Annotated in this window: 10 protein-coding genes and 1 pseudogene; 10 read left to right on the top strand and 1 reads right to left on the bottom strand. The window is 74.7% G+C overall.

Features of this window, described 5'->3' with window-relative positions; all coding sequences use genetic code 11:
* Positions 1 to 66: 66 nt before the first annotated feature.
* The 10 genes and pseudogenes from OG753_RS08855 to OG753_RS08810 form a co-directional block, all read left to right on the top strand.
* Positions 67 to 645, top strand: a pseudogene (locus tag OG753_RS08855) (sigma-70 family RNA polymerase sigma factor); the annotation flags it as partial.
* Between the two features lie 205 nt (positions 646 to 850).
* Positions 851 to 2122, top strand: a complete 1272-nt coding sequence (locus OG753_RS08850; protein WP_327266682.1) for an FAD-dependent oxidoreductase — start codon at positions 851 to 853, stop codon at positions 2120 to 2122.
* Positions 2119 to 2883, top strand: a complete 765-nt coding sequence (locus tag OG753_RS08845) for a DUF1365 domain-containing protein (RefSeq protein ID WP_383194092.1) — start codon at positions 2119 to 2121, stop codon at positions 2881 to 2883. The genes OG753_RS08850 and OG753_RS08845 overlap by 4 nt, the downstream gene beginning before the upstream one ends.
* Complete coding sequence (locus OG753_RS08840; protein WP_405787980.1) at positions 2880 to 4181, top strand: class I SAM-dependent methyltransferase; 1302 nt, start codon at positions 2880 to 2882, stop codon at positions 4179 to 4181. The genes OG753_RS08845 and OG753_RS08840 overlap by 4 nt, the downstream gene beginning before the upstream one ends.
* Complete coding sequence (locus OG753_RS08835; protein WP_405787979.1) at positions 4178 to 5035, top strand: DUF1295 domain-containing protein; 858 nt, start codon at positions 4178 to 4180, stop codon at positions 5033 to 5035. Before OG753_RS08840 ends, OG753_RS08835 begins: the two co-directional genes overlap by 4 nt.
* Entirely contained in the window at positions 5032 to 5691 is a 660-nt protein-coding gene (locus OG753_RS08830) for an alpha/beta fold hydrolase (protein WP_327261251.1), read from the top strand. Before OG753_RS08835 ends, OG753_RS08830 begins: the two co-directional genes overlap by 4 nt.
* A gap of 51 nt (positions 5692 to 5742) precedes the next feature.
* Positions 5743 to 7383: a molybdopterin-dependent oxidoreductase gene (locus tag OG753_RS08825; RefSeq protein ID WP_405787977.1), complete on the top strand. Its 1641-nt coding sequence runs from the start codon at positions 5743 to 5745 to the stop codon at positions 7381 to 7383.
* A 184-nt stretch (positions 7384 to 7567) separates the two neighbouring features.
* Positions 7568 to 8722: an ATP-binding protein gene (locus OG753_RS08820; protein WP_327261249.1), complete on the top strand. Its 1155-nt coding sequence runs from the start codon at positions 7568 to 7570 to the stop codon at positions 8720 to 8722.
* The gene (locus OG753_RS08815; protein ID WP_327261248.1) at positions 8710 to 9384 is read left to right on the top strand and encodes a response regulator transcription factor; all 675 of its coding nucleotides are present in this window, start codon (positions 8710 to 8712) and stop codon (positions 9382 to 9384) included. The genes OG753_RS08820 and OG753_RS08815 overlap by 13 nt, the downstream gene beginning before the upstream one ends.
* Before the next feature lie 107 nt (positions 9385 to 9491).
* Positions 9492 to 12443 (top strand): AAA family ATPase, encoded by a 2952-nt coding sequence (locus OG753_RS08810; protein ID WP_405787976.1) that lies wholly within the window; start codon positions 9492 to 9494, stop codon positions 12441 to 12443.
* Positions 12444 to 12547: 104 nt separating this feature from the next.
* Here OG753_RS08810 and OG753_RS08805 read toward each other — a convergent pair whose 3' ends face one another.
* Positions 12548 to 12673 (bottom strand): hypothetical protein, encoded by a 126-nt coding sequence (locus OG753_RS08805; protein ID WP_327261246.1) that lies wholly within the window; start codon positions 12671 to 12673, stop codon positions 12548 to 12550.
* Between the last annotated feature and the right edge of the window lie 235 nt (positions 12674 to 12908).

Here is a 12908-nt window from a genome sequence, read left to right as displayed (position 1 = left end):
TGGAATCGATGCACGGGCGGGCCGGAATCTGGACGGGCACCGGTCCCCGTCCGAGAGGCAGTCGCCATGACCGCACAGAGCGTCATCACCCGGCCGTCACCCGCGGCCCGGGAGCTGCCCGACCACGAGGTCGCCGAGGGCTTCGTACGCGGCGACGAGGCGTGCCTGAGCGCCGCGTACCGACGCTGGGGCGGGCTCGTCCACACCCTGGCGGCCCGCACCCTCGGCGACTCCAGGGAAGCCGAGGACGTCCGCCAGCAGGTCTTCCTGGCCGCCTGGCAGGGCCGCGCCGGATACCGGCCGGAGCGCGGACCGTTCCCCGGATGGCTGGTCGGCATCACCCGGCGGAAGATCGCCGACGCGCTCACGGCCCGTACCCGGCGGCTCGACCTGGTCGCCGCCGCCGGCGCCGCCCTGCCGCCCGCGGGCGAGCCGGTCGCGGGCCCCGAAACCGTCCTGGACCGGGTGCTCGTCACCGGCGAGCTGGCGAAACTGCCCCGCGCCCAGCGCGAGGTGCTGGCCATGGCCTTCTACGCGGACCTCACCCAGGCCCAGATCGCCGAGCGCACCGGAATGCCGCTCGGCACCGTCAAGAGCCACGCCCGGCGGGGCCTGCACCGGATCCGCCACTGCCTCGACGGCGAGGCGTGCGCAGGCGCGGCGGAGGCGGCGGGAGCGGCGGCAGCGGCGGCGGCGGCGGTGGGAACGGCGGCGGTGGGCACGGCGCCCGTGCCGGTGTCGCCCGGTACCCGGCACCCGCCGGAACAAGATTCCCATCCGCGGGCCCTCCGGCACCGAAGTACCCGTGAAACGCCCGGCACCGGCCGTGCGGGGCAGCGAGCGCGAGGGGTTGAGTGACGTGGACCGGCGGAGAGTCGCTGTGGTGGGCGGGGGCGTTGCGGGACTGACGGCCGCTCACGTGCTGCAACGCGAATACGACGTGGTGCTGTACGAGGCGGACGACCGCCTCGGCGGCCACGCCCACACCCATGAACTGCCCACACAGGACGCGGGCACCGTCCACGTGGACAGCGGATTCATCGTGCACAACGAGCGCACCTACCCGCACCTGCTGCGGCTGTTCCACGAACTGGGCGTCACCACCCAGGAATCCGAGATGAGCATGTCGGTGCGGTGCGACGGCTGCGGCCTGGAATACGCGGGCGCCCGCGGCGCGGCCGGACTGCTCGGCGGAGGCAATGTGCTGCGCGGCCGCCACCTGCGCATGCTCGCCGAGGTGCCGCGCTTCCACCGCGCCGCCCGGAAGCTGCTCGACTCGCAGGAGGAGGAGGACGGGCAGACCCTGGGGGAGTTCCTCGACCTGCACCGCTTCTCCCCCTACTTCGTCGGCCACTTCGCCGTCCCGCTCGTAGCCGCCGTCTGGTCGTGCGCTCCGGACACGGCCCTGGAGTACCCCGCCCGGTACCTCTTCCGCTTCCTGGCCCACCACGGACTGCTGTCCGTCAAGGGATCCCCGAAGTGGCGTACGGTCGAAGGAGGTTCGGCGACCTACGTGGCCAAGGTGGCCAAGCACCTCACCTCCGTCCGCACCGGGACCCCGGTCCGGGCCGTCGTACGCGCCGCCGACCACGCGCGCGTGGTCACCCCGGACGGCGACTCGACCCCGTACGCGGCCGTGGTCGTCGCCGTCCACCCCGACCAGGCGCTGCGCCTGCTGGCCGATCCGACCGAGGACGAGATCCGGATCCTCGGAGCGTTCACGTACTCCCGCAACCCCACCGTGCTGCACCGCGACACCTCACTGCTGCCCCGGTCCCCGCACGCGCGCGCCTCCTGGAACTACTGGCTCCCCTCCTGCGCCGCCCGTCCCGAGAGCGTCCAGGTCAGCTACGACATGAACCGGCTCCAGCGGCTGCCGACCGCCGACCCGCACATCGTGACCCTCAACGCCCGCGGCCGGGTCGACCCCTTCGACGTGATCGCCCGCATGGTGTACGAACACCCCGTCTACACCCCCCGGTCCGTGGCGGCGCAGCAGGAACTGCCCCGGCTGAACACGTCCGTGACCGCCTTCGCCGGTGCCTACCACGGCTGGGGCTTCCACGAGGACGGCTGCCGCTCCGGAGTCGCCGCGGCCGAGGCCCTGGGGGTGAGGTGGTGAACGCGGCCCCGGCGCCGCAGGCCGCGCCGCCCCGGGTGCCGGCCCTCTACGAGTGCACGGTGGCCCACGAACGCACCGGCCCCGTCCGGCACGCCTTCCGGCAGCGCACCTACCTGTGGCTCATCGACATCGACGAGCCGCCCCGCATCCCCAGGGGACTGCGCCCGCTGGCCCGCTTCGACGCCCGTGACCACTTCGGCGGCAAGGCCCCCACCCTGCGCGCGGGCCTGGAGGCCCAGCTGGCCGCCCACGGCGTGGAGAACGCCGACGGACGCGTCCTGATGCTCGCCCACGCCCGGGTCCTCGGACACGTCTTCAACCCGCTCACCCTCTACTGGTGCCACGACCGCGCCGGTACCCCGGTGTGCGTCGTCGCCGAGGTCCACAACACCTACGGCGAGCGCCACTGCTACCTGCTGCGCCCCGGTGCCGACGGACTCGCCGACGTCCCCAAGGACTTCTACGTCTCGCCGTTCTTCGCGGTCGAGGGCTTCTACCGGATGCGGCTGCCCGTCCCCGGCGACCGCCTCGACCTGACCGTGCAACTGCGCCACGACGACGGGACCTGCCCCTTCACCGCGACCGTACGCGGCCACCACCGTCCGGCCGGTGCCCGCGCCCTGATCGGCGCCGCCCTGCGCCATCCGTGGTCCACCGCCCGGGTCTCCGCCGGCATCCGCTTCCAGGGCATCCGGCTCCTCCTCCGCGGACTCCCGGTCCGCCCCCGTCCCGTGCACCCCACGCAGGAAGGCACCCTGTGACCGTCTCGTACGTCCCGGCCCACGAGAGCGCGCCCGCGCCCGCCCCCGTCGACGCGGCCCGCTGGCCCGACGTGGTCCGGCCGCCCCGCGCCTCGGCGCTGCGCACCGCCGTCGCCGAGCGGATCATCGGCCGCGCCCTCGCCCGGCTCCCGCTGCGGATACGGCACGGGGACGGGCAGCGGCCGGCGTACGGCGTCCCGCGGCAGGCCGGAGCGCTGCCCACGCTCACCCTCCACGACCCGGAGGCCTTCTACCGCCGGATCGGCGCGGACGGTCTGATCGGCTTCGGCGAGTCGTACATGGCCGGGGAATGGGACAGCGACGACCTGGTCGGCGCCCTCACCGTGCTCGCCGCGCACGTCGACGACCTGGTGCCGGCGCCGCTGCGCCGGCTGCGCGACGCCTGGGTGCGCAGGCGCCCGGAGCAGCAGCGCAACACCCCCGAGGGCTCGCGGGAGAACATCCAGCACCACTACGACCTGTCCAACGAGCTGTTCACGCTGTTCCTGGACCGGAGCATGAGCTACTCCTCGGCGGTCTTCGCCGCCTTCCCCGCCTCGCCCGCGACCTTCACCGCCGCCCAGCACCGCAAGATCGACCGGCTCCTCGACCTCGCGGACGTCGGACCGGGCACCCGGGTGCTGGAGATCGGCACCGGCTGGGGCGAGCTGGCGATCCGGGCCGCCGCCCGGGGCGCCCGGGTGCTGACCGTGACCCTCTCCGCGGAGCAGCGCGACCTGGCCCGGGAGCGCATCGCCTCGGCCGGCCTCGGCGACCGGGTCACCGTCGAACTGCGCGACTACCGGCACGTGGAGGGCTCCTTCGACGCCGTCGTCAGCGTGGAGATGATCGAGGCGGTCGGCGCCGAGTACTGGTCCGCCTACTTCGCCGGCCTGCGCCGGCTCCTGGCACCCGGCGGCCGCGTCGCCCTCCAGGCCATCACCATGCCGCACGAGCGCATGCTCCTGACCGCCCGCACGCACACCTGGATCAGCAAGTACATCTTCCCCGGCGGCCTCATCCCCTCCCGCGAGGCGATCGCCCACGAGAGCGCCGCAGCCGGGCTGCGCACCGAGGCCGACGCCGGCTTCGGCGACCACTACGCGGAGACGCTGCGGCTGTGGCGCGAGGAGTTCGTGCGACAGGCGGACCCCGTCGACGCACTCGGCTTCGACCGCACCTTCCGCCGGATGTGGGAGCTCTACCTCGCCTACTCCGAGGCCGGGTTCCGCTCGCGCTACCTCGACGTACGCCAACTGCTGCTCACCGCCGACCCCGTGCCCCGGGAGACGCGATGAACACAGCCGCGCAGGCGCAGGCCCAGGCGGCGCTCACCAGCGGCGTCGACTGGGGCGCCCTGGCCGTCAATCTGGCCTTCGCGGCCGGCGCCGCTCTCGCCGTCATGCTGGTCACCTTCGCCGTCGCCACCGTCCGGGGCCTGGACCGGATCGTCGACGTCGCCTGGGGCGTCGCCTTCGCCGCGGTGGCCCTGACCAGCTGGCTGCTGTCGGCGGGGTACGGCGACGACGGCCGGCGCCTCGCGGTCGCGGCGGCGACGGTCGTCTGGGGCATCCGCCTGGCCCTGCACATCGCCCGGCGCGGCCGGGGACACGGCGAGGACCCGCGCTACGCCCGCATGCTCGCCCGGGCACCGGGCAGCCCCCGGCTCTACGCCCTGCGCAAGGTCTACCTCCTCCAGGGCGCGCTGGTCTGGCTCGTCTCGCTGCCCGTGCAGGCCGCGTCGTACGTGCCCGTGCCCCTCGGGCCGCTCGCCGCGGCCGGCCTGCTCCTGTGGGCGACCGGGCTGCTCTTCGAGGGGGTCGGAGACTTCCAGCTCGCCCGCTTCAAGGAACGCCCCGAGCACCGCGGAGCGATCATGGACCGCGGCCTGTGGAGCTGGACGCGGCACCCCAACTACTTCGGCGACTTCCTCGTCTGGTGGGGGCTGTACCTGCTGGCCTGCGCGACCTGGCAGACTGCGGCACTCACGCTGGTGTCGCCGCTGGTGATGAGCGCGCTGCTGATCTGGGGCAGCGGCAAGAGACTGCTGGAGGCGCACATGGCAGACCGGCCCGGCTACGCCGCCTACGCCGCCCGCACCAGCGGGTTCCTCCCACGCCCGCCGCGCCGCATACCGGGGGAGGACGGGTGACGGCCGGGACGGAGCAGGGCACGGAGTCGACCGGCGAGCGCGGGGCGCTCGTGGTCCGTACGTCCCCCGCGGTACCGGCGGCGGCGGTCCTGCTGCTCCACGGAGGGCGCGAGGACGGCCCGGAGCCGCCGCCCCTCCTCAACCTCCCCGCGCTGCGGATGCGGCCCTTCGCCGCGGCCGTCGCCCGCGCGACCCGCGGGCGCGACGTCCTGGTGGCCGAGGTGCGCTACCGGCACCGCGGCTGGAACGGCTCCCGCTGCGACGCCGCCCGGGACGCCGAGGCGGCCCTCGCGCGGATACGGGAACTCGCCGGGGACGTGCCGGTGGTCCTCGTCGGCCATTCGATGGGCGGCCGGGCGGCACTGCGCGCCGCCGGAGCACCCCTGGTCCACGGCGTGGTGGCCCTCGCCCCCTGGTGCCCGCCCGGCGAGCCGGTGGACCACCTCGCGGGCCGCAGGCTCTACCTGCTGCACGACGAGCGGGACCGGGTCACCTCGGCCGCCGGATCCTGGGAGTTCGTGCGCCGGTCCCGCCTCGCGGGCGCCGACGCCACCGCCATCCCGATGCCCACGGGCGGCCACGCGATGCTCAGCGGCGCGGGTGCCTGGCACCGGCGCACCGCCGCCCTCGTCACCAGCCTCGTCACGCGGGACTGACCACCCTCCCGACGACCAATCCGGCACGGACCGCGCCGCGAAGGCACGGGTGTGAGCATCGACAAGGCAGCAATCGAGCGGGGAGCTTCGGCGTCGCTGGCCGGACTGGTGTCCGGCTACGTGGCACTGGCGCTGGCGGAACTGGTCTCGGCCGGGGTCCGGCCCGAGGCCGGTCCGGTCACGGCCGTCGGGGGAGCGGCCATCGACCGCACGCCCGCCGCGGTCAAGGACTGGGCGATCCGCAGCTTCGGAACCGACGACAAGCTCGTCCTGCAACTCGGCATCCTCGCCGTTACCGCCCTGCTGGCGACGGCCCTCGGGCTGCTCGCCCTGCGCAGACGGCGGACCGGCGCGGCGGGCGTGCTCCTCTTCGGCCTGGTGGGCGCCGCGGCCGCGCTGAACCGGCCGGACTCCGACGGGTTCGCCGATGCCCTGCCGTCCCTCGCGGGAGCCCTGGCCGGCGCGCTCGTGCTGTACGCCCTCATCGGCCCGCTCGTGGCCGCCGCCCGGGCCGAGGAGGCAGTACCGGCCGCCGCCCGGCCCGAGGAGGCAGTACCGCTCGCCGCCCGGCCCCAGGAGGCCCCGGCCGCCGCCCGGCCCGGCTGGAGCCGACGCCGTTTCCTGCTGCTCACCGGAGCCGCCGCCGCCCTCGGTACGGGGGCGGGCGCCGCCGGCCGGACCCTCACCTCCTCGCGGTCCGGCGACGCGGTCGCCTCCCGGGCGGCCGTGGTCCTGCCGCCCCCCGCGTCACCGGCGCCCGGCCCGCCCCCGGGCACGGCCTTGCGGGTGCCGGGGATCAGTCCCTTCACCACGCCGAACAAGGACTTCTACCGGGTGGACACGGCCCTGGTGGTCCCCCGGGTGCCGGCGGACACGTGGCGGCTGCGGATCCACGGCAAGGGCGTGGCCCGCGAGCTGAGCCTCACCTTCGAAGAGCTGCTCGCCCGGCCGCTCGTCGAACGGGACATCACCTTGACCTGCGTCTCCAACGAGGTCGGCGGACCGTACGCGGGCAACGCCAGATGGCTCGGCGCCCGGCTCGGCGACCTGCTCGCGGAGGCCGGCGTGCGACCGCCGTCCCGGGGCGGACCCGCCGACCAGCTGGTGGCCCGCTCCGTCGACGGCATGACGCTCGGCGCGCCGGTCGAGGACGTCATGGACGGCCGGGAGGCCCTGCTGGCGGTCGGGATGAACGGCGAGCCTCTCCCGCTCGACCACGGCTTTCCGGTGCGGATGGTGGTTCCCGGCCTGTACGGGTACGTCTCGGCGTGCAAGTGGATCGAGGACATCGAGCTCACCACCTTCGACGCCTACGACCCGTACTGGGTCCGGCGCGAGTGGGCCCGGAAGGCTCCGGTCAAGACCCAGGCGCGCATCGACACCCCCAAGCCCTTCGCCCGCCCCGCGCCCGGCACGGTGATGGTGGCCGGTGTCGCCTGGGCCCAGCACCGCGGCATCGACCGCGTCGAGATCCAGGTCGACGACGGCCCCTGGCAGGAGACCGATCTCGCCGCCGAGGCCACCCGCGACACCTGGCGCCAGTGGTCCTACTCCTGGCAGGCCGCGCCGGGCACGCACACGCTCACCGTCCGCGCCACCGACCGGACGGGGGAGACCCAGACCGAACGGCGCGCCCCGACCGTCCCCGACGGGGCCACCGGCAGGCACTCCGTCGTCGTCATGGCCGGATAGGGCGGCCGGCGGACACCGGGAAACGCCTTTCCGGCCGACCTGTGGTGCCACCTCGGCCAAGCCCGTGAGCAGGCCGGTACGCGCCTATTTGACGTGCACCTGCTAGGGCAAAATGGCAGATGTCACGGGCAAAGCGGTACGGGAGGGTGTGGTCTTGGCGTTGCTGTCCTTACCGGTACGGCGCATGCGGGCACTGCGGGGGACGAGCGGCCTGGGATCGGGTCTGCAACGCGCCCAGTCCTTCCTGATCGTGGCCACCCTGCTGTACCGGGCGAGCCACCTGACGGTCGGCGCGCTCGCCGTCGCCCAGCGGGGGTCGCAGCTCCCGCTGCAGTACGCGGGATTCGCGGTCGCCCTGGGACTGAGCGCACTGGCCTACGGCGCCGCCCTGCGGCGCGGCTGGTTCGACCCGCGGCACATCTGGGCGGACGTCCTGGTGACCGGCTGCCTGCTGCCCCTGGCCCTGACCGCCTGGGGCGGACTGCGCGAACCGCCCGCGATCGCCTGGGCCATGCTGCTCGGCGGATCGGCGAGCGCCGTCGCGGCCATCTCCCTCGAACGGCTCCACGCCCTCACCGTGATCGCACTCCTCGTGATCACCCACTTCATCGGCTACCAGGCGGTGGGCGCGAGCCCCGCCGTGATTCTCGGCCATCTCAACTCGATCGTCTCCTCGGCCGTGATGACCTGGCTCTTCCGCTGGTACCTGCTCCGCCAGGGCCGCCTCCTCGACGAGGCCAACGCCCGCGCCGTGACCGCGGAGGCACACAAGGCGCGCTACGCCGAGCGGCTGGAACACCACCGGGCACTGCACGACACCGTCCTCGCCACACTGACCACCCTGGCGTCCGGCTCGGTCGACGCCAACGCGCCCGAGGTGCGCCGGCGTTGCGCCCGCGAGGCCGCGTACCTGCGCCGGCTGATCCAGCAGACCGCCGAAGAGGTCCACCACCGGGAGATCGGCACGGCCCTGGAGGAGGCGGTCTGCTCCGTCGAGAGCCTCCAACTGCGGGTCACCGCCCAGTACCACGACCTCCCGCAGGTGCCCCCCGAGGTCGCCGCCGCACTGGGCGACGCCGTCCGCGAGGCCCTGAACAACGTACGGCGGCACGCGGGCACCGGACACGCCTACCTCACCGCCACCAGGGACCCGGACGCGCGCGGGGGAGCCGTCGTCACCGTGGTCGACCGGGGGCCCGGATTCGACCCCGAGCGGTGGACGCCCGGCCTCGGCCTGCGCGGCTCCGTGCACGGCCGGATGGCGGAGGTGGGCGGCCGGGCGACCGTGGACAGCGCCCCCGGCGAGGGAGTACGGGTGGAGCTGAGATGGCCCGGGTGATCACCGTCTCGGTGGTCGACGACGACCGGATGCTCCTCGACGGCCTGCGGGCCTGGCTGGGCGGTGTGCCCGAGCTGCGGCTCGTGGCGACCGCGGCCACCGTCGGCGAACTCCTTCAGGCGCCGGACGCCCAACTCCCGTACGGCTTCGGCCGGACCGGGTACGCCCCGCCCGACATCGTCCTCCTCGACCTCGTGCTGCGCGACGGCTCCACCCCCGCAGACAACATCCGGCGGCTGCTGCGCACCGGGAGCCGCGTCCTGATGATCAGCACCGTGCCGGACCGCTCCCGCATCATCGAGGCCGTCCGGGCCGGCGCCGACGGCTATCTGACCAAGGACCACGACCTGCCCACCCTGGTCACCGCCATCAAGGACCTCGCCTCGGGCCAGGGGGCCCTCTCCGCCGAACTCGCCTTCGCCTGCGCCTACGACGACAGCCCCGCCCGCCCCCGGCTGTCGCCCCGGGAACGCCAGATCCTGCTCGACTACGCCTCCGGACTCACCCTGAAGTCCGCCGCCCGGCGCGCCGGCATCACGGTCCACACCGCCAAGGACTACCTGGACCGGGTCAAGGCCAAGTACCAGCAGGCGGGCCGCCCCACCTACACCAAGCTCGACCTGGCCCAGCGGGTCCGGGAGGACAGTCTCGAGGGGGGCTGACCACCCGCACAAGCCCCCCAAACGGACGGCTACAGGGGGCACGCGCACCGTCCCTATCGTCAGTCCCGGCGGAGCCTCGGAGGGCCCGCCGGAAAGGGGACGAGCCGGTGTCCATTTTCTGGCCGGCGCTGCCGGAGGACTGTACCGTCGCGGGCCCGAACGGCGGACCGCACCCGAGACGGGGCGAACTCATCGGCCGTGGCACCGAGATGGGGCAGATCATGATGGCGCTGGCCGCCGCCCGTTCCGGGGCCGGCGGAGCGCTCTTCGTCACCGGCGAGCCGGGCGTCGGCAAGACCCGGCTCGCCACCGAGGCCCTCGCCATGGCCGCCGAGACGAACATGGTCACCGTACGGGGACGCGCCGGCGCGGTCGGCCCGCCCGTCCCCTACCGGCCCCTGATCGAGGCGCTGCTCCTGCTGGCCCGCGCCGGCCTGCTGCCGGATTCCGGCGAACTCGGCAGCTACGGACCGGTCCTGGCCCGGCTGCTGAGCGGCGCCCGGGACACGGAGGCCGACGCCGCGTCCCACATCGTGGTCGCCGAAACGATGCTGCGCCTGCTCGCCGTCGTCGGAGCGCGGCGGGGCTGCCTGCTCGTCCTCGACGACCTGCACGACGCCGACGCCGGAACGCTGGCGGTCGTCGAGTACCTCCTCGACAACATCGGGATGCAGCCGGCCGCGCTCCTCCTCGTCACCGGATGCGGACCCTGCGCGGCGACCGAACTGGCCACGCGGGCCCGTCAGCGCGAGGCCGCGACGGTGCTCGAGCTCAGCCCCCTCAGCCACCCCGACGTCCACCTGCTCATCGCGGCCGAGCTGCGCGTCCCTGCGGCCGAGGTCTGCCCCGACCTCGTCCGGCGGGCGGTGGACGGCAGCGCCGGAATCCCCTTCGTCGTCAAGGAGCTCGTCCACGACCTCTCCGGCCGCCCCGCCCTCCCGGACCCGCACAGCCCGTCCGTACCGCCCACCGTCGCGGACAACGTCCGGCGCCAGACCGGGCGGCTCGGCCCGCTCGGCGTGGAACTCCTGGGCATGGCGGCCCTGTTCGGCCGCCGCTTCTCGCTGCCCGTGCTGGAGCGTGCGATCGGCCGTGACCACACGCAGCTGTCCGCGGTCCTGCGCGCCGCCGTCGCCTCGTACCTGATCACCCCGGACGGGCCGGGCACGCAGTGGTACACCTTCCGCTACCGGCTGGCGGCCGAGGCCCTGCTGGACGACCTCGGCCCCGGCGAGCGGGCCAGATACCTGCGGCGGGCCGCCCGCGCCCTCACCGAGCTCCACCCCGGGCTGCCCGGGGCATGGTGCGAGCACGCCGCCCAGCTGCACGAGCACGCGGGCGACACCCCGGAGGCCGTCCGCCTGTACTGCGAGGCGGCCGGGCGGGCGACGGGCGAGGGTGCCGCCGACCGGGCCGTGGAACTGCTCACCACGGCCCACCGGCTCGTCGAACCCGGCATCGCCCCCGAACTGCACGCCACGGTCCTGGAGCGGCTCCTCGACGCCGTCGCCCGCTCGGCACGGTTCGACCGCCTCCCCGGGCCCGCCGCCATCCTGGACACCCTCGGCGGGGACGGCGGCGAGCACGACATCCCCGCCCAGCGACGGGCCGGACTCCACGCCCGGCTGAGCGACATCGCCACCCTGACGGGCCGCCCCGCGGAAGCCCTGTGGCACCTCGACCTCGCCCGCTCCCTCCTCGGCGGCCACCCCGCCGACCAGTACGCCGCCCTCGTGGACCTCGCCGCCGTGCACGTCGAACTGAGCCGGCTCGCCCCCGACCGGCTGCGCACCGCCACCCGCTACGCCCGGCGGGCACTGGAGGCCGCCCAGCGCGTCGACCTGCCCGACGTGGCGTGCAGGGCACTGCTGCTCCTTGGCCAGCTGGCCCGCGCACAGGACGAACCGGCCGCCGTGGCCCACTTCGGGCGGGCCCGCACCCTCGCCCTCGCCCGTCGGCTCCCCGCCCCGCGCATGGCCGCCGACGTGCACCTGGCCACCGTCGCCGCGAGCCACGACGGGCGGCCGGCCCCGATCGAACAGGCCCGGCAGGAGGCTCTCGGCATGGGCCTGTTGCCCCTGGCCCACGAAACCGGCTTCGTCCTCGCACTGGACCGGATCCAGCACGGCCGCTTCGACGAGGCCCGCGACCGGATCCGCGAGTCCGCCGCCGACGCGTCCCGCCTCGGACTGGGCCGCCACCTGGCCATGCTGCGGCTCGCCGACGCCGTACGGTACGCCCACCAGGGCCGCCGCGCCGAGATGCGCGGCGCACTGGAGCGACTGGCCCCGCTGCTCGACGCGGCGCCCGGCGTGCGCGCCATGTCGTACGGGATGGCGCGGGCGTTCTGCTCGCTGCTGGAGGAACAACACGAGGCGGCCGGACAGGAATTCGCCCAGGCACTCGCCTACGACGCGGAGAACCCCGCGATCGGCGACTTCGGCAAGCACGGCATCGTCCTGCTGCTCGGCGTCCTCGCCGGCCGCATGGGCCGGCGCCACCATGCCGAGGTCGCGCAGGCGAGCGTCAGCGCCACCCGCTGGAACCACCAGTTCACCGGCCTGGCGCACGCCGTCCTCCTCGGCCGCGAGGGCCGCCCCGACGAGGCGACGGCGGCCGCGGGCAAGGCACTGGAGGCGGCCGAACCCTTCCCCATGGCACGCCGGCTGTCCCTGCGCCTGGTCGCGCAGTCGGCGTACGAGGACGGCTGGGGCACACCGGTCGAGTGGCTGCGCGAGGCGGAGGAGTACTTCCACGACGCGGGCCTCCAGACGGTCGCCGGAGCCGGCCGGGCCCTGCTGCGCGGGATGGGCGCGTCGGTACGGCAACGGCGCACGGGCACCGAGCGGGTACCGGCGGACCTGCGCCGCTGCGGGATCACCGTCCGCGAGTTCGAGGTGGCCCGGCTGGTCGCCGAACGGATCAGCAACAAGGACATCGCGGGCCGGCTGCACATCTCGCTGCGCACCGTGGAGAAGCACGTGGCCAGCCTCCTGCAGAAGACCGGGCACCCGAACCGGACGGCTTTCGCCACCGCCGCCCGCGACCTGGTCGCCTGAGGGGTTCCTGCCGATCACGCCGGGCTCACGGGCTTCTGTGGCCGTCCGGGGGGAGCGACGGGTCCGTGCGGGGGCGCGCCGAGCCCCCGCACGGACCCGGCGGGTCAGTCCGGGTGCTCCGGCTCGTGCGCAGTCCCGCAGCCGTTGCTGCTGCCGCTCGTCGGACTGACGGTGGCGGCAGCACACTGCGTGGTGCGGGCCTCCGCGTTCTGGAGCCTGAGGACGCTCATCCGGATCACCTCCTCGAGGGTCGGTGCGCGGGTCGCGCTGATGTCGGTTGCCTGCCGGCCGATCGGCATGTCCGACTCAACGCCATCCGCCCCACCCGCACATGGGCGTTGGCCCCGCAGATTCCCCGCCGGCGCCCCCCACCGGAGTGCCGGTCGGCGGCGAGCACAATGGTGGTGGTCCGCACGCTCCGGCCGGGACCTGCGGTGTGGTAGTGACGGGCGGTGTCAGACCCGG

Origin of the sequence: Streptomyces sp. NBC_00029, assembly GCF_045160505.1 — a bacterium.
Lineage (GTDB): Bacteria > Actinomycetota > Actinomycetes > Streptomycetales > Streptomycetaceae > Streptomyces.
The sequence above is the reverse complement of the archived record's forward strand: the minus strand, read 5'-3'. Positions and strand labels throughout refer to the sequence as shown.

Coding starts and splice junctions, on each gene's coding strand:
- OG753_RS08805 (WP_327261246.1), bottom strand. CDS start 12,673: ATGAGCGTCCTCAGGCTCCAGAACGCGGAGGCCCGCACCACGCAGTGT.
- OG753_RS08815 (WP_327261248.1), top strand. CDS start 8,710: ATGGCCCGGGTGATCACCGTCTCGGTGGTCGACGACGACCGGATGCTC.
- OG753_RS08820 (WP_327261249.1), top strand. CDS start 7,568: ATGCGGGCACTGCGGGGGACGAGCGGCCTGGGATCGGGTCTGCAACGC.
- OG753_RS08835 (WP_405787979.1), top strand. CDS start 4,178: ATGAACACAGCCGCGCAGGCGCAGGCCCAGGCGGCGCTCACCAGCGGC.